Below are 22,291 nucleotides of genomic sequence, written 5' to 3'. Positions count from 1 at the left end.
CCTTCAACACCCTTCACAAGAATCATGACATAAACCCTCCTGGAGGCTTAGGGGTTGTTTATCCTCTCAGACAGTCACCATAGCATGATAGCCGTGTCGCCACTCGCGTAGTTCAGATACAAGCGAATACGCAGCACATAGCGTCGACCCTGTTGTAGTCGAGTGTGGATCTGGGAATTCAGGCCGGTCCCACTATCATCGTCACCCTCGACATATCTCAGCTGCCCCTCCACATCCTCGAACAGCACCATGAGCGTATCGGAGCGCCCGAATGTCTGAATTGTATATTCCGCTGTACTCCTCGGTTCTATTCGAAAATTTTTCTGCTCGGCAGGGGCCAAGTTCAGAAATTCTAACTTGAACGGTTCAAGCAGCGGGTTTTCTGCACCTTCCAACGCAGGATAGAAGCGGCGAACCTCTTCAATATCGTGGTCCGATAATCCTAGTTCCGGTTGCAGGCCACTCTGATACTTCTCCGGCTTCACGATCAGTCCGGCGGGAAAACCGTAGTGCATTATCGAATTCGGATCCCATACCGAGCCTTCTACATCACTCGCAGGTAGTTGGCGAAGCACGTTGTGGAATGTCGTCTGTCGTGGCCAATTATTTGGCGGATTTCCAAAGTATTCATAGACAGCTTCCTCGTCCCAAACAATACCGGCGAAGGGGTTCTGATGTTCCGTGAGGAAAACCCAAGGTATGACCGATCTCATGAACCGGAGTGTCCACTCCCCGGGGATCAAGCGTCAGATCCCAACCGAAGTTCATGGTTCTCTCATATTGACCAGGAATATCGATGACATCCCGGCCAACATACGACCAGGCCCGCCAGGCAACCCCTTGATCCATCATTGATCTTTCTTTTCACTATTCTCTAGAATGGTCGCCCCAGGAAACGGCTCGGTTATCGAACACCGCACAGGTGTTCCTGGGAGAATACCCAGGAGCCTTGGATCTCGGCTGGGAAGATGGTCGACAAGTCGAAGAACTGATCGCCCCCCGGGTCGCCGTCACTTCGTTCAGTCGATCAGCGACAGCGATTCCTGCCGCAGCGTCCGCAAACTCGCCCCGGCCCGCTCGATCACCGCGCCCATCTTCGCGGTGGCCTGTTTCGAGCGGTTGATCGCCATGAACTCCTTCAGTTCGATCTGATAGGCATCGCGGATATGCCCGGCATGAGCCTCGATCTCGCCGGTGAAGCGCTTGCGGATCCCGGCTTGAAGATCTGAGATAGCGCCTTCCCTCTGGGCTCTATCCTCTGGATCCGACAGCGCCCAGTTCACCAGCTTTTCGCGCGCCTGTGTCAGGTCGACACCGTCCAGGATGCTGCCCCGGATCCCCGATTGCTGTGCCGTGACCTCGCGGTGAACCGGGCGGTAGAGCGCGACGGTGCCCGCCGTTTCGCGGTCGTAGCCAGCGACCCCCTTGCCCGCAAAGGCAGGACCGGACAACCCGGACAGGCGGGTCATCGCGTCCTTCGTGATCTGCTCCGTGGTCTTAGGCCGCGCCCTCTTGGCGGGTTCCGTATTGGGCTCCGGCGGCGCTCCGGCATCCGCCGCGGCGGTATCGGCGCGGGCTTTGGCGCCCGCCGCCACCGCATCCTCCAGTCCGCCGGAGAATGCTGGATCGGAGAGGGTCAGCTCGCGCGCCTTCTCGGCCAGCGTGGCCTCGACGACATGGTCGTACTCCAAGTAGTTGCCGACGCCCTTGGGCTTGGCCTTATAGACCGCGTGCGCCCCTTCGAGATCGGCGAAATCCGGCAGACCGCTGGCGGGATCACCCTCCATCGGCAGGTCGGAGCCTTCTGCCCCGTCATTGCCGCGCTTGATGGTGGGCGCCTTGCCGGGCTCGAAACCGTAGAGCGTCTTGTTGAGATCACCGAGCACGCGTATTCCCTTGCGGATCTTGCCCCGGATCGCCTTGGTCGCGGCTGGATCGCTGCTGTAGAGCCCGGCGATGTTGTCCAGCTCCGCCTGCATCTCGGCATTGATCCCGGCGCGGAGCTTGGTGATCTTCTCGGCCGCCGTGGTCTCGGCGCTGGCTTCCGAAATGATCTTGCTGTGATTGCGCCGACCCGCGTCCTTCGCCGTCTTCTGCCGGTGCGCGGGGCGGTAGATCGTGATCGCGGGCAGTTGCTGGCCCTCCTTACCGGTAGCACGAGTGTCGATCTCGCCCAGCAGAGGATCGGGGATCGCCTTGCCGTCGCGCTGACCTTCGGCGATCTCCTCCTTCATCTTGCCCTGAACGTAAGTCTGCACCTCGAAGCCAAGACTCTTTTCGGGGATGTGATCATTCTCGTAATAGTTCGACAGGCGCTGCTTGCCCTTGGATCCCAGCCCCGCCTTTTCGGACACCGCATCAATGGATTGCGAAGTGATCTTGCCGCGATCCGCATACAAACCGGCATCGCCCTCGATCTCCGGCAGGCGAGGCTCGCGCGCGCGGATGATCGCGCCGTCCTGCGGCTCGTCCTCCAGGAACGGGTTGTCGGCGATGCAGGGTCCGAGCTTTGCCAGTTTCGCGCCTGCATCCTTCACCTCGGCATCGGCCTTGTCCCCGGTCCTCTTGGTCGAGGTCTGCTGCTGCTCGGGCTTGACCTTCGCCAGCGCGGTCTCCGCCTCGTCGATCTCGGTCTTGAAAGCCTTCTCGAACGCGTTCATGCATTTGGAATCGTCGCCGAAATCGGCGGCCTTCTTGCCTTCGCTGTTCATCTCCGCCTGAACCTGGTCGGCAGGGCGCGGGTTGTCCGAGGCGATCTTGAGCGTGAACTTGTTGCCCTTCTTCTCAGGCTTCAGCTTGTGCGGCTCCTTGCCCACGACAAACCCTGCTTCCTGAAGCTTGCGCTTGCGGTTGATCTTTCCAAGGATCTTGGAGAACAGCTTTTTCGCCTTCTTGACCAGGAAGGTGACCATCTTGGTCATCGCCTTCTTAACCGGCGTCTGCAGCTTCTTGATGATGGTGCGGATCGTCTTTGTGATCCCGGTCACAGGGATCAGCGCCGCGACGAAGGCCAGGAAGACGGGAATGGCCCCCGCTATCGTCTTCTCGATGAAGTCGGCGGCGTCCTTGACCTTTCCCTTGGCGATGGCGCCAATGGAGGAAAAGATCGAATTCGCGATCTCCATGATCTGATCGAGACGTTCGAGGAAGGTCTTGATCATGTTGTAGATCGACAGCGCGACCTTGACGATGGCACCCACGGGGTTCGACAGCCCGGCGATCCAGGACACCGCGCCCATGACGATCGTGTTGATGACGAAGTCGCGGATTCCATCAATGACCGTGGTCTTGAATCCCTCGATCATCTCCAGCACCCGCTGCCAGATGCCCAGGAAGCCCTCCTTCACGAGGATCTTCACGACCTCCACGGACTTTTCGAGGAAGGCCACTTTCTTCTCGCCGCCGCGGCCGAGGCGCTTGACTAGCGTCTTGCGGAAATTGGCATAGGTCAGGCCAAGGATCTGCAGCGCGATGTTGATGATGCCCTTGAAGTCGAGCTTCTCGGGCAGTTCGATCTCCATCCCCTGAAGCGTTCCGAAGAGCCAGCCCATCAGCCCCTTCTTCAGATGTTGCCAGATGTTGTTGCCGAACTGCTTGAAGCCGTTCACCACCGCGTGGACAAGGTTCTTGGCGAAGTCCAGCGGATCGCTGAGGATCAGCGAGATCACGTCGCGGACCTTCTCGATCACGGCCCAGACCTTTTCGCCGTAAGGTCCGGCCAGCTTCAGCGCGCCGCGGATGATGAATTCGAGGATCTTGTCCTTTATCTCGGTGATGAAGGTGATGATGTCGTCAACGAGCGGCTTGAAGATGCGCTTGGCGATCTTCAGCGGCGACCAGGCGGGCATCTCGTCGATGAAGTCCGAGACCAGCCCCTTTATCCGGCTCCAGGTGATGTTGAGTTCCGACAGCCGCGTCGACACCCACTCGAAGGCCCTTTCCAGCGCGCGGGTTTCCTTCAGCCGCTCGAAGATCAGGTTGCCGCCCGGAAGAAGCCCCAGGAACCCGCCGATCAGGTTCTCGGCGTTGCGTTCCACCCGGCCGCCGGTGATCGGGCTCTTTCCGAGGATTACCGTGAGCAGTGTGTAACCCGGCACATTGCGGGCAATCTTCTCGGCCTTGTCTGCGATCCAGCCGCGCTGAAGGCTCGGATCGGTGTCTTCGCCCTCAATCTCTGGCCGCTCAGGGGCACGGACCGGCTCGCGACGCGTCTGCTGCACGACATGGGTCAGTTCGTGTGCCATAAGGCGTCGGCTATCGACGCTTTCGCCCTGCCCCATCCAGATATGATGGCGGTGGGTGAAGGCGCGGGCCCCGATCCGGTCCGCCGCGCGGCGGTCGGACGGCGCATCATGGAGGCGGACATCGGAAAAATCGACACCGAAACGCGGCTCCATGAAGCTGCGGACGGAGGCGGGCAGCGGGCGGCCCGGTCCCGACTGGGCAACCGCGCGCGTCACGCTGGCAGGCGCGTCGCCACCCTGCGGCCCTACCGCCACGGCCTCGCCCGGTGCCATCCGGACCGCGCCTTCAGGATCGTCCGGCTCGCCTGCCTCGATCTCGGCGAACTCGTCGTTCGCCAGCCCGGCGGTATCGACATCCTCGCCCGACGGGACCTCCGGATCCTGGTGGTCGGCGGGGATCGCGGGCTCGCTTTCGAAGGCGTCGGTGTCGGGCTGGCTTTCCTGATCCACCTTGGGGAAACGCCGCGCCTCGGCGGGCGGCCCCCCCTGCACAGGCGGGGGCGCGGTGTCGTGGCTGGGCGCAGACATCGTGACGATGCGTTCGGCCGTGGCCTCGGCCTCGTGTTCCATGGGATCGTTCGCGGCACCGACCTTCAGCGCGGGCTGGATCGGGGCTGCCTCCTGCCGGTGAACAACCGTCGGCGCCGGGCGCAGCACAGGTATCCTCGCGCTCCTGGTGGGGCCTGCGGGCTTCTTCGTGCGGATAGTTGCGCTGACATCGCCCATCGCCGCGCCTCACGGGTCTACATTGATCGTCTTGATGTTGCTGCGCGTCCCATGGTTCACCGCCACCAGATCCACATCCTTCGACCAGAAGAGGTTCGTGTTCACGGCCTCGGGCACTTCGAACTCGACATTGACCCAAGAGGCGCTCCGGTCGAATTCCCACCGGTCGTAGGACGCTATGTCGACCCCACCCATCTCGATATAGTGGTTCGAGTCTTGGGTCAGGCCGAACTGGAAGCCCCGCAGACTCATCGTGTCACCTACGTCGAGTTGCGTCGGGCTGGCTTCCAGAATCCACGGGCTGTAGAAACCGCAAGTCTCGGTCGAGGTTTCGGCCAGCACCTCGTCGAGGTTGTCCTCGACCATGTCGCAAGTGTGGAAAAGCTCGTGCAGCAGCGTCGAGGCGATTTCCCAGTGGCTGATAGCGTAGGCGTAGTCGTTATAGGCCACGACATGGGGATCTGCGGCGACGCTGCGGATATCACTGAGACCGAAGCGCTCGCTGTGATCGTCGAGGTAGTAGACCGTGGCGGCATTGAACGTGTCACGCGCCGAAGTGGCGGCGCCACCTGTGCAATTGTCCTCGAAGAAATCTCTGCAACGTCTTGCATTCAAAGCATTATCGATCAGGTCCAGCGCGGCATTGACCCGGGCGTGATGCGCGGCGGGCACCGCCTTGTAGTCGCCGGTGCCGTCCGATGCCGCAAGTGTCGCGCGCCGGACGGCGCGGCGTGCCTGTCCTTCGGCCTGAGCGACATGGGCAAGTTCGTGCGCCATGAGCGGTGCGCCGCCCTTCTCTCGCTCGCCCTTGGCGAAGGCGATTTCCCTGCCATAAGAGAAGGCCCTCGCACCGATGGCGGTCGCGGCCCTGTCGGCAGCGGCTCCGTCGTGGACGCGGATACCCGAGAGATCCCGGTCAAAGCGCGGTTCGAAGAACGCGCGCGACACGGGCGATAAGGGATCTCCCGCACCCAGGGATCGGATCGCGTAGCTGGCCGCCGGCCCGGCTGGTGCGGTCGCGCGGCCGGGCGCGATGGCGGCGCCGGGGGCGGCACTGCGCTTTGCCTTCTCCTTGTCCTTGTCCTCGGCCTCGCATTCGGCACATTTCCGATGCACTGATGGCGCGAACGCAGGAGAGGCGAGAACCGGCCCGCCTCCCAAGGCCTGCGCGGCCATCCGGTCGGCAGCTTTCTCCGCTGGATCCTGGGCACCGCCGATCAGTATGCCGCCCTCATCTCGCGCGCCCTTCTTGGCCTCGGTTCGCGCGGCCGCGGTCCCGGGCGCGGCATGGCGGCGGGGCTTTCCGGCACCGGAACGCCGGGCGATGCGTCTGCGCAGTCTGGTCTTCATGATCCGCCTCCTATCTCGGCCTGCCCTCCAGCATCGCCGCCGCCTCGCGCTGCAGCCGTCGCGCAGTGTTCAGGTTCAGCCCGGCATTGCCGGCGACCTCGCGAAGCTGCGTATCGGACATTTCGGCAAACCCGGCGACATTCGTTACACCGCTGCGCGTCAAGGCGGCTATGAAGTTCGTCTCTTCACCCACGACCGCGGAGACAGGCATCTCCCGGCGCAGCGAGGTCAGGATCGTATCGCGTTCCTGCGCCGTCTGATCCAGCAGCACCCGCTGTTCCCGCTCGAAAGCGGCAAGATCGGCGCGCGCGGTTTCGAGCTGCTGAAGCTCCCCGCGCAACGCCTCGACCTGGCCGGACAGTTCCGCATGCTCCGTGCGCACGGCGTCAAGGCCGCGCTCGGCTTCGGCCGTCTGCGCGGCCAGTTCCTCGCTTCGGCGGGCCGAGGCGGCGGTCCACTCGGCTTCCAGGTCCGAGGCGGTGGTTTCGGCCTCGGATATGCGCCCCGCCAGTCGTTCGTCCAGGGCAGAGGCTTGGGCCAGGATCTCCTCCGAAAGATTGAAATCCGCGTCGGGCGCCGCCGGACGCTCGAAGATGAACTTTCCGCCGCCCGTCTCGACCTTGACGTAGTCGATGGCGACGCCCTCTTGCATGATCAGCGCGACCTTGTCGCCGGGCATCACCTCGCCACGGTCGGCCACCAGGTCGCGGGCGTCGAGCCCCACGGTCGCGCCCCTGATCTTGGCGATGGCTTCGGCATCGCCAACGTTGATGGTCTCGGCCACTTCGATTCCGTTGCCGGCCAGCGCCGCCCGTGCCTGGTCGAGCCCGAGATTGCCGATATCGGGCTGGATGGCGTAGTCGCTGGGCGGATTGCGACCGGTCAGGATCCGTGCTCCGCGTTCAACATCCCTCCAGGCGCGCTCGGGCGTCAGTCGCCGGTCAAGCTCGGCCACCGCCACGAAATCGTTCGGCCGTTCGAAATCCACGCCGCCATCACCTTTCTCCGGACAGCACAGCTCGCGCAGCTGCCCGGCGAACCGGTCGCGCGTCTCCGAGATGAAGTACTGCACCATGCGCCAGGACATTGCCTGTTTCCGACAGCACCAGACGCAGATATCGCTCAGGAAGAACGTATTGCCGTCCATCGAGCCCTCGACGCAGGCGATAGGCACCAGATACGGGCGTTCACCGGGTTCCGGGCAGCGCGGGATCAGCGCGTCACACAGGCAGCGGCGCAAGCGTTCGGCCTCGGTTTCCTGCACGGCACGGTAGACCAGCGCCTCGCGCATCATGAAACGCGTCTCGCGCACCTCACCATCGGCCTCCTCGGGGCGGATCTCATCGTCGATCGCGGCGATCTTCCGGTCGAACTGCGCCGTCTCTGCCTCGTCGTTCAGATGAGTCCTGTAGCGTTCCACGAGACCGTTGTTATAGGCGCGCGCGATCTGCTGTTCGCGGGAATTCAGCCGCTGCGTGGCAGCCATCTTGGAATAGGCCGCGCCGTAGAACACCTTGTCGAGCGTGGCGCGCTCGGCCTCGCTACGATTGGTCAGGTCTTCCTTGATGTCGAAGGGTGGCCGGGTCTGGCGGCACTGGGCGAGGACGGACATGAAGGTCGGATCGCTCGACCCGAAGGCACGGGACCGTGGCGCAAGATGGGTGCGGATCACGCCGCCCTCGCCGATGGACAAGGCAAGGCACACGTCGCGCTGCCGGAGCGCGCGCTGGAAGGCCTCGATCCCGCCGAAATGGAAGCTGTCGCCGCGCAGGATCTCGTTGAGCTCCACCGTCTGCGCTCGCACATCGCCCAGCACGCCGCCCCGGTCGAGGATAGCGCCCCCCGAGATGGCAACCATCGCCGGGCCTTGCGTGACCCGTCGAGGGATCACCCCGCAGACCACGCCCCAGTCATGCAGGAGTCGCAGAAGCCGCTCGTTGCCGAAATCGACGCGGCAGAGGTTGATCAGCGCGTCCTGAACATTGTCCACCTCGTCATAGAGGCGCGGGCAGTCCGAGGGATCGAAGGCGATATCGGCCGCCTCGATCGAGCACAGGTTATCCAGCGCCTCCTGCACGTTCTCGGCGTCGTCGTACAGCGTCGGACAGTGGTTGACGAACCCGACATGTGTCGCCGGCAGGTTCGCCAGCGCCGGGAAGGACAAGCGGCGGGTTTCGGCGTCTGTCAGTGGTTCAATCGCACCGTCCGTGACCCGGAACAGCGGGCAGTAGCTGTGGAGGATTCCGATGGGCAGGGCCTGCACGGCGCGCACGGGTTCATCGGCGAAGCGGCGTAACTCGATCAGCCAGTAGTCGCCCGCGACAATGGCCCGTCCATCAAAGGCGATCTCCGCGGTGAAGATGTCATTGGTCAGGCTGACCGTGCCGCCCGACAGGCTGACGGTTCCGTTGCCCTCGTCCTCGACATTGCCGTTGGCAAAATCGATCACCGCCATTCCGTCCCAGCGACGGACGAAGGGCCAGTCGCCACCCTCCGGCGGGGCCGGATCTTCGGGTCCCTCGGTCAGACTGATGGCGAAGCTCGACCGTGCCATTTCGCCGTTCTGCTCATGGACACCCAGATGACATTCGGTGACGGTGGAATAGAACTCGTAGACCGCGCCTGCCCGCCCGAAATCCTCGGTGTTGACGGTGGCCGGCGCGATGGCGGCGGCGTTTTCCGCCGACCAGGCGATGCGGATACTGTCCGGGTTCTGAGGATCGCCCAAGACATGCACGACCTCGATCCGGAACAGTGCATTGGCCACGGTCTGCTCGGCAGCCACGGTGTCGGCACAAGGGTCGCACTCGTCGGCGATGGTTTCGGGGTCGGCCGGGGTGACGGTCATCTCGCCCGTGCCGATTTCGGGGATCGGTCCGTCCGGCTGACCGAGCGCGTCGGTCTGATCCAGCGGTGCGAACTTGATCTGGGCCATCGTGCGTGCGCGGAAGGCCGTCTCTGCTCCATGGAGGCCGGGATCCGACAGAAGCGGCTCCTCCAACTGGCTGACCATCCGGTCCCAGATATCGGCGTAGACGACGTGTTCGCCGTCCTCCGGCATCGGCGGGGCAAGCGGAAAATCGACCTGCACGCCATACAGTTCCAGCGGACCAGACACTTCCCCGGCTGCCTGCACCTCGCCGCGCCGCCCCTCGGCATAGACGACACCGGGAACCAGCCGTGTGCCCTCCAGTTCCACTGCGCCGCCATCCACCGGAACGCCGCTTCCGGCGGTGTCATCGCCCAGACCGTTGGTGCGCCCGCGGGCGATCTTCGCCTGCTCACCCAGATCGGCATCGGTGACCATGCCGCCCTGAACCTGGAAGACCCCGGAATAGCGTTTCCCCGGACGGTGGCTGTCACGCGAGATATTGCCTTTCATCGGTCGGCCTCCTTGCTATTCGGCCCGGACCGGCGGGCGCGAAAGATACGGGTCGTATCGGATCGAGATCTCCTGCCCCAGCGGCAGGTAATCGGTCAGCTTCAGTTCGAGTGCGCGAATGGATGCGACGTGGAACATGTGATGATGGGCGCCCATCTCGCCCTCGTCCTCGGCACGCAGCCGGTCCGAGGAGGTGAGGTCCAGCACCCCAGCCCCCGGCTCGCCGTAAAGCGCGGGTCGCAAGATGCAGTCGTCGCCCGCCTCGAACCACAGCCGGATGAAGTTCGGGTCGTCATCGGTGTTTGTGGGCGACTTGTCGGCGCCGCAATCGCCGAGTTCGGTCAGGCTCGGCACGCGCGAGTAGCGGATGCAGGTGTCGTCGCCCGAACAATCCAGATCCACCATCGGTCCGTTGAAGATGCAGTCCGACGCCCAGATGCGCTCCAGTTCCGTGCTCTCCATCACCGTGCAGTAGATGAGCTGGGCAAACCCCACTCCGCCGCTAAGAGTGTTGAACAGGCAGTCGGTTGCGGTGAGGGCCGGGTCGTTTGTCAGGTGATTCAGCACCACCCGCTCGGCGGCGCAGCGGTTCATGGTCAGGCGGGTTTCCGGATCGTCCAGCGTAAGCGCGCCGGTGAAGATCAGGTCGTGGAACAGGATGTCGGTGCCCGCCGGGATCGTCAGGTTGCCCTCTACCACCAGCGAGTCGGGCAGGATGATCTCGCCGTCGATCATCAGGGCCCCAGCCGTTTCGTCGTCCAGTAACCCGAGCGCCTCGAAGACCTTTTGCGGTCCGAAGGGTTGCTGTGCGGTCTCGTCCGGGTCGATCTGGATATCGTCCACCGTGGGCGCGAACTCGCTGCCGTTAAGCCCGCTGGCGAAAAACCCCTCGGGCGGGCGGACATGGACGATGGTGCGGTTAGGATGAGGACCGACGTCGCGGACCGTGGGTGCGCGCAGGTCGGGCGAACGGAGTGAGGTATCGTCGTAGGCGCCGGGGAAGCAGGGCGCTCCGCGCCGGTTCCGGGGCTGCCAATGAAGGACGAGCGGCTCGATCTCGCGGCCGAAATCGTCGCGCTGCGGCACGCGGATCGCGTAGAGTGGATTGGCGCCGTCCTCGTCGATCGCCGCGCGGTTCGCGTAGCGGATATCCGGTGTCCCCTGCGGCAGTCCGGGGGCCGCCATCGGGCTTCCGTCGCCCATCGAGACGGCCGGTGAGGTGAAGGGCGGCAGGGTCATGCGCGGCGTGGTCAGGGTGCGGCGCCAGCCCTCGACCACCACGGCCTCGGCTCCGCTGATCACGTCCGAAATCTCGTCGACAGAGGTCAGCGTTCCCTTGGACTTGTACCAGGCGACCGTCTCGTTCAATTCCCGCCGCCGCGCCGGCGGGTCGGGCGCGCGGAGCTCCGCGCCCACCAGTTCGGCAAGGTATGGGATCAGCCAGGCCTGGATCTCACGGCCGTTATCCGCGGTTTCGGCGAAGGCGTCGGCATAGGCCTGTTCGGTTGTGCCGCGGATCAGGTCCAGTAGGTGACCGAAACCGTGGAGATAGGCTTCCAGATCTCCCAACTCGCCCGGTTCGGGAGCCGGGTCCCGGTAGCGATACTCCTCGGGCAATTCGCGGTAGAGAAGCTGGCCCGCGCGGGATTTGAGGTCCGACGGTTCCATCATATCGGCTCCACCTGCACGGTCATGTCGGCACCGGCGGTTTTCGGCGCGGCGAAGATGACCTGGTTCTCGAAGGGGAAGAAGGCCGAGGGCGCGCCGCCGGACATCGCCGTGCGGCGGATGGCGGTCGTGGGCTGGACGGCGAAGCCGGGAACAGTTGCCGTCTCCACCCCCTCGACCCGCTCCAGCGCTGCGGCCACCTCGGAGATATAGGCGGGCTGGCCAAGACCCCGGCGCTTAAGCGCGAATTCGGTGATCAGCACGGCCTGGGCCGCCGCCTGTATCTCCGTCTTGTCGAACGTCTCGATATCGATACGGATCTTGGCGGTGATGATCAGGCGGATGGCTTCGTAATCCTCCAGATCGACCCGGATACCGGGCAAGGCGCGCGCCTCGACGAACTCCGTCAGCACTTCTCGCAAGGTGGGGCCGATGGTCCCGCCATTCGCCGGCACGATGACGATGGCCACGCGGCGTCGGACACCCGGCTGAACCACCGGCCGCGCCCAGGCCTGCCAGACATCCGACCGGCGTCGGCAGAGCCGCTCGAAATCCTTCAGCGACACCGCCCGGCCATTCGCGGCCAGTCGCGCGGGCGCATTGACGCGCAGATCGCCGACCGGTTCGCGATCCGCGCCGCCCGTCGCCGCGAAAGGCTGCGTCAGAGCGCGCACGTAACGATGCTTCTTCATCGGTTTGGCGAAGGACCACGCTGGAACCGCCCCCTTGGGGCCGACCCCGGTGCGGTAGCGGCTGACGACGACATTGTCCGTGCCCGTGGGCAGGCGGCGGCGGAAATGGACCACGAGCCGGCCTTCCTCGGTCATCGACACCGCGTAACTTTCGGTGCCGTCCGCCGTCGGATCGATCAGGTCGCGATAGGACCAAAGCACTCCGTCAACGGAGATGTCCATATCCGGCGCCACGCCGGTTTCCGCCACCGTCGAGGGAACGAAGCTGACCTCGCGCGCGCCGAGGGCGAAACGCTGCGCGGCCTTCTCGGCGTCGCCCGATCCAAGAACTTTGGGACTCTTCGTTTCACCATGGCTGCACTCGACCGCGTTGAGGTTCAGGGTGGTCCAGCCCTTGCGGAACCCGGCCAGCCCCTCGGCCGGCTCGAAGAGAAGCTTTAACAGCCCCGTGCCGCCGGTCTCCACCTCGACCGCCTCGACCAGGACCGCGCGCACCGGATCGACCGCGCCGGTTTCGTCCTCGACCAGGCACGGCTTGCCCAGCCGGATTAATTCGCGCGCGAATTGCCCGATACCGGTCAGGATGATTTCCGGTCCGTCGAAGGCCGGTGTCGGATTGCGGTCATGATCGACGGGGCGCAGACGTCGCGTCATCGGGCCGTGGAAATCGTGCGCATCGGGTTTGAACACGGCCATACCGGTACACACCCGGCCGTCGAACTGGATCGCATAGCCATCCGCAGTCACGGCGACCCCGGCGACGACAAGGGCGGCGTTCAGCACTTCGACACCCTGCAGCTCGGGATCGGAACCGGCCCGGGCGCGGCGGAAATAGACTGATCCCACCTCCAGCGATTTCGGCGGCTTGCCCGTGAAACTGACGACACGCTCGGGCGCGTCGATGTCCGGCACAACGCAGGGCGGGGCGTTGACGACTGCGGCGCGTTCCTGCTTGGAGCCGGGCACGGGCGAGAACAGTGGCCCCACGGCATCAACATACTCGGCATAGCTGTAGCCGATGATGACGCTCTCGATCCCACGGTTCACGATATCATCGGCGATCTCGTCCTGCGCCCGGATCGAGAACAGCTGCACACCGTTGCCGACCTCGGCGTAGAGCGGGTCGCCCTCGGCCTCGTGCACGACACCGTCGATATCGGCATAGTAGGCGATGCTGCCGAAATCCCGCGACGCTGTCGCGCCCGAACCCACGTCGGATACCGGCACCATGGACTCGATAGTCACCACGTCGCCCGAGCCGAGTGCGGGCACGCCGTCGAAATCGAGTTTAAGGAACCCGTCGGTATTCGCCAGCACCCGGCGGTGCCGGTCCAGCCCCGACAGCCCCGCGTCTTGCAGCCGGATGATCGAGTTGATCGGGTAGTTCGACGCCGTGTCGAGCCGGAGAACCAGCACCCCGTCCGTCGATCGCGGCGCGGCGGTGGTGACCGCCTTTGGGCCTAGATGCAGGATAGCGCTGCCCCGGGTCGGCATCGGTCCTGCCGCGTCCAGCGTGATATCCGCGACCCCGGTCTCCTCATTTCGCTCGGCGTGCATAACCGACACCGCCTGTGAGGCCCCGGAACCGAACAGCACTGCCACCGAGCCGGGCGCGATATCGGCCTCGGGGTCATCGATCCAGTCATCTCTTTTCTGCAGCGTATCGGGATCGCTATTCCACCCGATCACGCGGGTGGCATTGAGATCGGGATGGACCTTGAGCGGCGACAGCGTCTCGAAGAGGACGGGTGCCCCGCCCTCGGGCGGCGTGTATTTCATCGCCAGCCCCCGGCCGATTTCCACGGATTTGCCGTCATCGGTGGGATCCACGATCAACCCCACCGTGGTCACGGCCGAGGTCGGCGGCGCCGGCTGGTGATTGACCATAAAGGACAGCCTTACGAGGTTCTCCCACTGGGTCGCGGTCCGCAGATACCCTTCGTTCGCGTAAGCGTTCAGATGACCGAGCAGCACATGGGACGCCCGCGCCGCCGCACGCATGATCTCCCAGCCGTATTCGCCGCTGTTCAACGCATATTGGTTCAGCAGCCGGGCATTGTGCCGCCGCGCAGTCTCGGGCCGGTCAGGGAAGGCACGGGCCAGGGTCTTCCAGACGAGCGCCTCTACGAAGGCCTCGCGTTCCGCTGGTTCGGGCCATTGGTCCATGTCCAGGGAGAAGCGACCGCGCCAGGTTTCCGGCAGGCGCTCCTCCATCTCCGCGCCGCGGGCGGCCAGACCCATCATGGCGATCCGGAGTTCTTCGAGCCAGACCGCCGCGTCCCCATCGACATACTCGAACCGCGGTAGCCCCGCCCTGTTCCAGTGCGTGAGATCCGTAAGCTTGTTCAAACGGTCCGGGTTGCCGTTCATCCGGTCTCTCCCCCATTTACGATCAGGCGGAAATAGCCTTTCTCCGGCTCACCCCGGATGTTCAGGCAGCGGACGTATTCATCGGCCTCTACCGGTATGAAGCCCTGCGCGCTGCGGTCGGGCCAGCCGGAGCCCACACGCTTGAACCGGTTGAGACAGGCCACCGCAACACCATCGACGGCCATGGCCGCCTCGATGATATCGGAGGCAAACAGGTCGTCGCCGAAATCGAGCCGCCCGGGCTGGAAGAAGTCGCCTTCATCCGCGGAGAAGACATCGGCCAGCGCCTGCTTCATCTCCGAGCGGAAGTAGCCGGGCTTGGCGCGGATAGAGAGGGTGAAGGTGATGGCGGCCGGTTTCGCATCCTCCAGGAACACCTCCGCCCCGATCATCCTGCGCAATTCGATCAGCGACCGCAGGAGATGCCGGGACGTGACGGACCCGCCGGCAGCCGGTAGGGGGATGCTCTGGTCGTGGTGAAAATCCTCGATCCGCCGCCAGAGGAGGTCGGCCTCCCCGCCCGCCTCCGGCAGCGGCAGCGGCTCGTCCAGGCGACGGTCGGCCTCCAGCAGGGCGGCGACGAGGATGGTGTTCCACGCCCCCGTCCAGACAAGCCGCGCCTGCGCGCGGGAGACGAGCGGATGGGCGGAAATACCCGTCTCATGGTCGTCGAGCGTCACCATCCGGCGCTGTTCGGCGATCAGGCGCGGACCTTCGGCGCGCGCGGCCTCCATCAGCCCCGGCTCCAGCCGCCACAAACGTTCCACCTGTTCCTCGCGCGTCTCGGTCACCCCTTCGGGCGGGGGCGGCAGGCTGTCCAGCACCTCGTCGCGGACGCGTTCGGCGGCGTCGTAGCCGATCAGCTTCAGCAGCCTGCGGACTGATGGCGGCCGCCGCGCCGTGGCCAGGTATCTTTCGCCCTGCACCGCATCCAGCGCGTGCGAGGCGCGGTCGAAGGCGGCGGCCAGAAGCTCGACGATGACCACTTCCATATCGGCCGGGGTCCAGCGGCGGCGGGCCGGGAAGCGATACGCCAGTTCCTGCATCAGGAAAAGCCGCAGGCTGTCGTAGTCGCGGGCCTTCCAGTCGAAATCGTCCGGAACGCCGGGCAGCGGCGGCGGAAGCACAACGCGACGCTCGCCGCAATCGGGGCAACCGCGATCGAATTCGAGCTTGGGGGGGGGAAGCTCTGCCATGATCTTGATGCCCGCTTCACAAGGTGAAGCTGAGGCTCTCCTCCTTCTGCAACGCCGCGATGGTGTAGGTGATGGTGACCAGAAGGACCTCGGGCTCGTTCGGACCCGGCCCAACCTCCACCTTCAAGGTCTTGGGATCGACTTCGCCCGCCAGCGCCTCGGCCAGCGATCCGAACAACCGGTTGCGCGCCAGTTCCCACAAGGGCGCAGCGTTGGGTTCGAACACATGCCTGCGCGCGCCGAAGCCGAACTCGGGGCGGAAGACACGCTCGCCGGGACTGGTGAACAGGACCTGCATCACCTGCTCACGGATATGGTCCATCCGCGTCGATGTGGCCGGGCCCTCGCGCTCCAGACGGAAGGGAAACTTCATGTAGGCCACGCGCAGCAGCCGGGTTTCGTGCTGCCCCGTCATGACGCCACCGTCTTGATGGTCAGCGCGGCAGGCGTCAGCGGCACCAGCGGCGGACCGGAGGGCGAGCCGGGCGCCGTGCAGGGATGGGTGTGCGAATTGAACATCGCCATGAAGGTCTGCCCCTTGATCAGCGGCTCGCCGCCCGCCCCGCCCAGGCTGACCGACTGTCCCTCGATCTTGACGGTGGTGCCCTTGACCTCGACGCCGCCCGCGGACGTGACGATCTCGTTCCCGGCCGCGTCGGCGCAGGCGATGCCCGACGAGGACAGCGTGATCGAGTTGCCGTTGGCGTCCTCGATGACGATCTCGCCCGCCGCCGCGTCAATAGTGACATGGGCGCCGCAGGCGTCGGTCAGGGCCAAGGATCCCTCGTGGTTCAACTCAACCACCGCATCGGCGGCGGAATGGAGCGTGACCTTCTCCGATCCGTCCGTATCATCGAAGACCAGCCGATGGCCGCTTTCTGTCTTCCAGACCTTGGTTTCCTGACCGGTATGTACTTCGGGCACCTCGGCGGCCGTGCGCCACAGCGCCCCCGTCCAGATCGGCGCCGAGGCGTCGCCTTCGAGAAATTCGACCAGGACAGCGCTGTCGACCGGCGGCACCGCGACGAAGCCGAAGGCCGCGCCCCCCCCATAGGGAAAGGCCGGTTCCGCCCATTGTGATTCACTCTCGCCCAGCACGGACGGCACCGTCACCTTCACCCGACCCCGGTTTTCCGGATCATCGGTATTCGTCACGAAGCCACGGTACTTGCCCCAGTATTTCGTGGCCTGCCTGCGAGCGACATCTTCGAGAAGCTGAAATTCGTCCATCGCACTCTCCTCAGAACAGACCCCCCAGGGCCGAGGCCGCGCCGCTCAGCGGGCTGGTTGGCGCGGCGCTTTCGCCGGTGGCGTTGCGCATCACTTCGAAAGTCTGGGTATAGCCTTCGGTATTGAAGGCATGGGAAACCTTGTCGACGTAATAGAGGCCGCCGTATCGCCTCCCCGGCCCGTCAATGGTCACCAGCGCGCCGGGCAGAAGGACATGGCCATAGAGCGAGCCGTCCAACTCGCCCGAGCCGCGCAGCTTGAAGGCGTGCTCGTTGACCAGCGCCTGGGCGCGGGCGGTGCGTTCCTCGATCGTCTCGTCACCTTCCGCCCCCACCCGCCAGACCGACGGCGCGCCCAGACCGGCGCCCTCCGCCCCGGCGGGCGTCGAGCCCAGGACCGGCTCGTCCGGGATCAGCGTGATGACCTCGGGCGTCGCGCCTTCCTCACGTGGGGCCTGGTCGGCGCGGACCTGGTCGGGCGTGTCCCCGGCATCGCCAAGGTTGAAGGTCCGGCAGTTAGTGTCCCGGCCGGCATAGACCATGATCGGCGCCTGCGGCGTGCCATCCTGCCGCTTGGGGCCGAAATAGACCTGGCCTTCGCGGAAGATCAGTTCATACCCGTTCGCCCGCGCGCGTTCGCGCAGGAACTGGATCGGGGTTCCCTCCTGCGACAGCGCGCGGCTGGACTGCCCCTGCCCCGACATTGGATCGACGGCCAGATCCACATCCGAGGCAAGCTCGCGCAGGATTTCGAGATCGGGCATCGGTGTGTCCTCGCCCCAGACCCGGCGCATCTGTTCACGTGAGAGGATCGCGCTTTCGTCCTGCACCTCCAATGTCAGCTTGGCCTCCGCGGCGTTGCCGGGATATTCGGGGCTCAGCCGCAGGATGTAGCCGGTCAGGATCACGTCCTGGCGCGTGCCGAAATCGGCGCTGACCCGGATCGGCGCCCAGCGAGTGAAAAGACCGCTATCGGCCGCCACCCATTTGCCGTCGCTGCCGCGGCGGTCCTCGATGACGATGGTGCCTGCCCCGGCCTCTTCGCGGCTCATCTGCAGATCGACCGTCGCCACAAGGGGCGCGATGGCGCCGATGTTCTGATAGCCCGCTCCCGCCTCGATCAGGCAGGAGGCCGGGTTGCGGAAGCCCGGGTCCAGAAGCCCGCCGATGGCAGAGAGCGAAACCATCAGTTCGCCTCCCCACGCCTGGGCACGATGATGACCTGGCCGACACGTTCGCGGCCGTTCTCATCCAGCGTGCCGGGATCGGTCATGTCGCCGTCCTCGTCATAGTCCGGTGGGCGCGTGTCCCATAAAAGGTCCTCGGGAAACAGGATGTCGGGGTTCGCCTCCACCAGCCAGCGCCAGTCCCGGCTTTCCGAGTAATACTCATGCGCCACGCCGTCGAGCCGCTCCTTCAGCGCCACGGTATGTTCCAGGACCGGATCAGGATGGCGGATGCGTCGAGCGCGCAGGCCACGAAATATCTCCGCCCCTGTTTCCGTCCGATCGAATAATGGGGTGAACTCGTAGGCCGATCCCTTGAAGAATGCCATTCCCCGCCTCCCTCAGAACCCGGTCGCGGCGTTCAGGGCAGTCATCGCGGTCTGACGCACCTTGTCGGCCATGGTGAAGGGGTTGTTGCTTTCGATGACCTGCATCGTCAGGCCCATCTCTGCGCGGTAGGGCATCAGGTTCGGCAAGTGCAGCGACTCCTTCTGGGTCACGCCGGTCAGGAAGACGGGCAGCAGTTGTAACCCCCAGGCGAAGATCAGGACCGAGGCCGTTTCCTGCCGCTCGAAGGCGCGCGCGCCGCCGATCCCGAGGCTGGACAGGGTCTTCAGGCCCCCGGGGCCCTGCGATTTCGGCTCCACCATCGAGCGTAGCGTATCGATCTGCGGCTGCACCCCGAACATCGCGGCCACATTGTCGCCCGCGTCCATCCTGTCGGTGGCGTCGAGCAGGATATCGACGGAAAACCCCTCGGCGGCCAGTTCGACGCCCTGAGCGACGCGCGTGGTCTCCAGCGGCGAAAGGAAGTCGTAGCCGGTGCGGTTGCCGGGCGCGTCGCCGGTCTTGATCGTCACCGTGCGCGAACGCGAGATCGACTGCGGGTTGAAGTCGAAGACCAGCGCCAGCGGCGGGATCGACAGCCCGTATTCGAACAGCACGCCCCTGGTCGCTACGGCCATCAGCCCCACCCCTTCGTGCTGGTAGCAACGCTCCGCCCGACGGCGGCGGCGAGCCCGTGGCCCGAGGAGCCCCGCCCCTCGACCGTGACCGACAGGCGGCGCGGCGCGTCGTCACCCAGCTGGGCGGCCGCCTCGCGCGCGATGCGCCGTGCCTCGTGTTCCGCCACGTGGCGCAGGCGCGGCGGCAGGGTGATGGTCATGCGGCGGATACGGGTCATGCGTCCTCCTCCAGGTGTGCGGCCAGCGCGCCGATCTCGCTGCGGCGGATCTGGCGGTTCTCCTTGCCCAGTTCCGCCCAGACGGCGCGGGCGAGGTGACAGGGGGCAATGGGCGCGTCCTCCTCGGCGGCCAGGACGGCGGCATAGTGCGCCGCGTTCTGGATCGCGCCGCCCGACAGCCGCGCGGCCCCCGCCAGCATCTCCACGTCCAGCGTCGCGCAGCGCGGCGCCCCCGGCGGCAGCAGCGTGGACCACAGCGCCGCACGCGCGTCCGCGTCCGGCGACGGGAAGTCGATCACCATCTGGAAGCGGCGCAGGAAGGCCGGGTCGATATTGGCGCGCAGGTTGGTGGTCAGGATCACCGGCCCCGCATGCCGCTCGAAGCGCGACAGCAGGTGGCTGACCTCCAGGTTGGCGTACCGGTCGCGGGCATCGGTGACCTCGCCGCGCTTGCCCAGCAGCCCGTCGGCCTCGTCGATCTGCAGGAACGCGCGCTTGCCGTCAAGCGCGTCGAGCAGGCGGTTCAGGTTCTCCTCCGTCTCGCCCACGTATTTCGACATGATCCGGCCCAAATCGAGCGTGTAGAGCGCCCAAGGGCTGCCCGTCGCCTCGGCAAGTTCCCCGGCGATGACCAAGGCAGCGAAGCTCTTGCCCGTCCCCGACGCGCCGGAAAACAGCGCCAGCGGCCCGCCCGCCGCACGTCCTCCCCAGCCGGCGATCTGGTCGCGCCACTTCAGCCAGGCGGTGAAGTCGCGCAAGGACCGCATCGTCTTCTCGGGAAGGACAAGATCCGGCCATCGCCCCCTGCGGGTTTCCAGGTTAGCCCCCGGCGGCGCGGTGACATCGCCCGAGCGCATCAGCACGGCACGCTGCGCGACGGGCGTCGGCTGGATCATCTGGTAGGGGCCCTCGCCGGTGACCCGCACGAGCCCCGCGGCGACGAGCGGCGCGGTCGCGTCCAGTCGGTTGTAGAGCACACCGATCTCGGCCCCGTCATCGAGCATCAGCAGTTCCTGCGCCAGTGCGAGGCTCGGCCAGGGCGCGTTCACCTGCGGCTGCAGCGATTGCAGGCGGGGGCCATAAGCCGGGCGCGCCACCGGGGCCAGCGCCAGCGTCAGGAGATCGAGGTCGATCTGCAGGAAGCCGCGAAGCAGGCCGGTGTCGACCAGCGAGGCGAGACCAGCCCAGACGCCGCGCCCGCGGTTCTCCGCCACTGCCGCGCCGGTTTCGGCGAACCCCTTCGAGAACGCCTCGCCGATCTCGACCCCGCTGCGCATCGCCTCCGCCAGCGTCAGCATCATGCCGATCCGGACCCATTCCATGTCGAGGCCGCGAAGGTCGAGTTCCGGGCTTTCCTGCTGACAGGTCATCGCCACCTCACATCACGGTCAGGGTCAGGGCGTTACCGAAGGGACTGTCCGGCACGGGCGCCCCGCTGGCCGCCGGCTGTGCCCGCACCGTCCCGGTGACCGCGCTGGCCGGGACCGACAGCGTCAGCACCACCTGCGCGTCCGGGTTGTCGAGAAGGGGGGCGCCGACGGGGATGATCTGCACTGCCTGCGGGCTCTCGCTGTCGTCACCCAGCCGCCAGATCACCTGCAGCGCCGCCTCGCCCCCGGCCGGTCCCGCCACGGCCACGGTCGCCTCGGTCGCCGTGGCGAGCACCGAGATCGTGTTGATCAACGTGCCCCCCTCGACGAACATCTGCACCGGCGTCCAGTTCACCGGCGGGGGCGTCACGCCATCGCCCACTGGCACGATGTGGCTGTCGGGTCCCAGTTCCTGGAAACCCGCCAGTGCTCTCGCTATGTTCGGCAGGGTGTCGATGATCAGCGTCTCGGGCGGCGCGGCCTCGCCCCTGGGCTCTAGCGGCTCGATCGGGATCAGGGCGAACTCGTAGACGGCTGACAGCCGATAAGCTAGCTCGCCCCCCTGCGTCGTCCAGATATGGTTGATCTCTTCCATCAGCGGGGCCTGCATGATCGCCTCGAGCCGATACTCCTTGCGGTCGGGCGGCTCGGTGATCGCCGCGCCGGGCAGCGGCGGCTCGGTGGGGATCGGCAGGACGGGATGGCTTTGCAGGGCCCGGATGGCATGGCCGAGGATCCGCATGTCGGCATCGTCGGCGGCGTTGTCGATATCCGCCGGGAACGGCGTCAGCAGCGTGTTGATGCGGATGAACTGAGTCTGGTGGGCACCGAGATCGGCATGGAAGCCTGAGGGCGCCACCCGATAGGCGAAGATGTTCAGAACATGGGCCGTCACCCCTGCCCCGCGCGCGATCTCCGAGGCGCGCTGCGGATGCGCCACCGTGATCGTCACCTCCTCCCCGAACTGGCTGTCGAGAAAATCGGCGATGCCCTGTACCGCGACCGAGAGGGACGAGACTGGAACCGGCATCGGGTCAGAGCCTCCTGAGGTAACGCGCGCGGATGGCGCGGCTGCGGTCGGCGTTATGCCCCGCGCCGGGTGCGGCGGCGGGTTCGTGAATCAGCACGTCGAGTTGGTCGATATGGACAGCGGGGCGTGTGAAGCGGTCGCCGTGTGGGGGGTCGATCGGCGGCGCTCCCGGCATCGCGACGGGATCGAAGGCCGGCGGCATCCCGACCGCCACCGCATCCTCACGGCGCAGCGCAGAGAGGGGGGAAGGCTCCCCCTCGTCGCGCATCTCCTCGGGGAAGGGCGCCGTTTCCGGGTCAAGCCCAAGCCGCGATCCGGCACGGCGGAGCATATGAACAGGCTCCTCTTCCACCTCCGTCTGGCGCCGGAGGGCTTGCATCTCGTCCTCTTCTTCCGGCTGCCGGCGCAGGGCCTGCATCTCGTCCTCTTCTTCCGGCTGCCGGCGCAGGGCCTGCATCTCGTCCTCGTCCTCCGGCTGCCGGCGCAGGGCCTGCATCTCGTCCTCTTCCTCCGGCTGCCGGCGCAGGGCCTGCGTCTTGTCCTCTTCCTCCGGCTGCCGGCGCAGGGCCTGCATCTCGTCCTCGTCCTCCGGCTGCCGGCGCAGGGCCTGCATCTCGTCCTCTTC

16 protein-coding genes are annotated in these 22,291 nt (G+C 65.8%); all 16 read right to left on the bottom strand.

What is annotated here, in order from left to right; all coding sequences use genetic code 11:
* Nucleotides 1-74: 74 nt before the first annotated feature.
* Complete coding sequence (locus KG088_RS17520) at nucleotides 75-713, bottom strand: zinc metalloprotease (RefSeq protein WP_213827620.1); 639 nt, start codon at nucleotides 711-713, stop codon at nucleotides 75-77.
* Nucleotides 714-1,019: 306 nt separating this feature from the next.
* The gene (locus KG088_RS17515; RefSeq protein WP_213827618.1) at nucleotides 1,020-4,970 is read right to left on the bottom strand and encodes an eCIS core domain-containing protein; all 3,951 of its coding nucleotides are present in this window, start codon (nucleotides 4,968-4,970) and stop codon (nucleotides 1,020-1,022) included.
* A 9-nt stretch (nucleotides 4,971-4,979) separates the two neighbouring features.
* The gene (locus KG088_RS17510; RefSeq protein ID WP_213827616.1) at nucleotides 4,980-6,320 is read right to left on the bottom strand and encodes an eCIS core domain-containing protein; all 1,341 of its coding nucleotides are present in this window, start codon (nucleotides 6,318-6,320) and stop codon (nucleotides 4,980-4,982) included.
* 10 nt (nucleotides 6,321-6,330) lie between these two features.
* On the bottom strand, nucleotides 6,331-9,702 hold the full coding sequence (locus KG088_RS17505; protein WP_213827614.1) for a DUF6519 domain-containing protein: 3,372 nt from the start codon (nucleotides 9,700-9,702) through the stop codon (nucleotides 6,331-6,333).
* A 15-nt stretch (nucleotides 9,703-9,717) separates the two neighbouring features.
* Nucleotides 9,718-11,373, bottom strand: a complete 1,656-nt coding sequence (locus KG088_RS17500; RefSeq protein ID WP_213827612.1) for a hypothetical protein — start codon at nucleotides 11,371-11,373, stop codon at nucleotides 9,718-9,720.
* On the bottom strand, nucleotides 11,370-14,432 hold the full coding sequence (locus KG088_RS17495; RefSeq protein WP_213827610.1) for a baseplate J/gp47 family protein: 3,063 nt from the start codon (nucleotides 14,430-14,432) through the stop codon (nucleotides 11,370-11,372). Before KG088_RS17495 ends, KG088_RS17500 begins: the two co-directional genes overlap by 4 nt.
* Nucleotides 14,429-15,628 carry a baseplate J/gp47 family protein gene (locus KG088_RS17490; RefSeq protein ID WP_213827608.1) on the bottom strand — a complete coding sequence of 400 codons (1,200 nt, stop codon included), beginning with the start codon at nucleotides 15,626-15,628 and terminating at the stop codon, nucleotides 14,429-14,431. The genes KG088_RS17495 and KG088_RS17490 overlap by 4 nt, the downstream gene beginning before the upstream one ends.
* Nucleotides 15,629-15,644: 16 nt before the next feature.
* Nucleotides 15,645-16,043, bottom strand: coding sequence for a GPW/gp25 family protein (locus KG088_RS17485; RefSeq protein WP_213827607.1), 399 nt, complete (start codon nucleotides 16,041-16,043; stop codon nucleotides 15,645-15,647).
* A complete protein-coding gene (locus KG088_RS17480; RefSeq protein WP_213827606.1) occupies nucleotides 16,040-16,858 on the bottom strand; it encodes a phage baseplate assembly protein V in 819 nt (272 codons plus the stop codon). Before KG088_RS17480 ends, KG088_RS17485 begins: the two co-directional genes overlap by 4 nt.
* Before the next feature lie 10 nt (nucleotides 16,859-16,868).
* Complete coding sequence (locus KG088_RS17475) at nucleotides 16,869-18,044, bottom strand: phage late control D family protein (protein WP_213827605.1); 1,176 nt, start codon at nucleotides 18,042-18,044, stop codon at nucleotides 16,869-16,871.
* Nucleotides 18,044-18,412, bottom strand: a complete 369-nt coding sequence (locus tag KG088_RS17470) for a hypothetical protein (RefSeq protein WP_213827604.1) — start codon at nucleotides 18,410-18,412, stop codon at nucleotides 18,044-18,046. Before KG088_RS17470 ends, KG088_RS17475 begins: the two co-directional genes overlap by 1 nt.
* A gap of 12 nt (nucleotides 18,413-18,424) precedes the next feature.
* Complete coding sequence (locus KG088_RS17465) at nucleotides 18,425-19,048, bottom strand: hypothetical protein (protein ID WP_250148352.1); 624 nt, start codon at nucleotides 19,046-19,048, stop codon at nucleotides 18,425-18,427.
* A complete protein-coding gene (locus KG088_RS17460; protein ID WP_213827602.1) occupies nucleotides 19,048-19,266 on the bottom strand; it encodes a hypothetical protein in 219 nt (72 codons plus the stop codon). The genes KG088_RS17465 and KG088_RS17460 overlap by 1 nt, the downstream gene beginning before the upstream one ends.
* Entirely contained in the window at nucleotides 19,263-20,636 is a 1,374-nt protein-coding gene (locus tag KG088_RS17455) for an ATP-binding protein (protein WP_213827600.1), read from the bottom strand. Before KG088_RS17455 ends, KG088_RS17460 begins: the two co-directional genes overlap by 4 nt.
* A 7-nt stretch (nucleotides 20,637-20,643) precedes the next feature.
* The gene (locus KG088_RS17450; RefSeq protein WP_213827598.1) at nucleotides 20,644-21,666 is read right to left on the bottom strand and encodes a Pvc16 family protein; all 1,023 of its coding nucleotides are present in this window, start codon (nucleotides 21,664-21,666) and stop codon (nucleotides 20,644-20,646) included.
* A 4-nt stretch (nucleotides 21,667-21,670) separates the two neighbouring features.
* The coding region (locus KG088_RS17445) for a hypothetical protein (RefSeq protein ID WP_213827596.1) at nucleotides 21,671-22,291 on the bottom strand (621 nt) is incomplete at its 5' end.

It is taken from the genome of Halomonas jincaotanensis (assembly GCF_018448785.1).
Taxonomy (GTDB): domain Bacteria; phylum Pseudomonadota; class Gammaproteobacteria; order Pseudomonadales; family Halomonadaceae; genus Halomonas; species Halomonas jincaotanensis.
Note: the sequence above shows the minus strand (reverse complement) of the source record. Positions and strands in the feature narration are given on the sequence as shown.

Excerpts from the sequence above, each read along its gene's own strand:
- KG088_RS17520 (WP_213827620.1), bottom strand. The coding sequence starts at position 713 with ATGAGATCGGTCATACCTTGGGTTTTCCTCACGGAACATCAGAACCCC.
- KG088_RS17515 (WP_213827618.1), bottom strand. The coding sequence starts at position 4,970 with ATGGGCGATGTCAGCGCAACTATCCGCACGAAGAAGCCCGCAGGCCCC.
- KG088_RS17510 (WP_213827616.1), bottom strand. The coding sequence starts at position 6,320 with ATGAAGACCAGACTGCGCAGACGCATCGCCCGGCGTTCCGGTGCCGGA.
- KG088_RS17505 (WP_213827614.1), bottom strand. The coding sequence starts at position 9,702 with ATGAAAGGCAATATCTCGCGTGACAGCCACCGTCCGGGGAAACGCTAT.
- KG088_RS17500 (WP_213827612.1), bottom strand. The coding sequence starts at position 11,373 with ATGATGGAACCGTCGGACCTCAAATCCCGCGCGGGCCAGCTTCTCTAC.
- KG088_RS17495 (WP_213827610.1), bottom strand. The coding sequence starts at position 14,432 with ATGAACGGCAACCCGGACCGTTTGAACAAGCTTACGGATCTCACGCAC.
- KG088_RS17490 (WP_213827608.1), bottom strand. The coding sequence starts at position 15,628 with ATGGCAGAGCTTCCCCCCCCCAAGCTCGAATTCGATCGCGGTTGCCCC.
- KG088_RS17485 (WP_213827607.1), bottom strand. The coding sequence starts at position 16,043 with ATGACGGGGCAGCACGAAACCCGGCTGCTGCGCGTGGCCTACATGAAG.
- KG088_RS17480 (WP_213827606.1), bottom strand. The coding sequence starts at position 16,858 with ATGGACGAATTTCAGCTTCTCGAAGATGTCGCTCGCAGGCAGGCCACG.
- KG088_RS17475 (WP_213827605.1), bottom strand. The coding sequence starts at position 18,044 with ATGGTTTCGCTCTCTGCCATCGGCGGGCTTCTGGACCCGGGCTTCCGC.
- KG088_RS17470 (WP_213827604.1), bottom strand. The coding sequence starts at position 18,412 with ATGGCATTCTTCAAGGGATCGGCCTACGAGTTCACCCCATTATTCGAT.
- KG088_RS17465 (WP_250148352.1), bottom strand. The coding sequence starts at position 19,048 with ATGGCCGTAGCGACCAGGGGCGTGCTGTTCGAATACGGGCTGTCGATC.
- KG088_RS17460 (WP_213827602.1), bottom strand. The coding sequence starts at position 19,266 with ATGACCCGTATCCGCCGCATGACCATCACCCTGCCGCCGCGCCTGCGC.
- KG088_RS17455 (WP_213827600.1), bottom strand. The coding sequence starts at position 20,636 with ATGACCTGTCAGCAGGAAAGCCCGGAACTCGACCTTCGCGGCCTCGAC.
- KG088_RS17450 (WP_213827598.1), bottom strand. The coding sequence starts at position 21,666 with ATGCCGGTTCCAGTCTCGTCCCTCTCGGTCGCGGTACAGGGCATCGCC.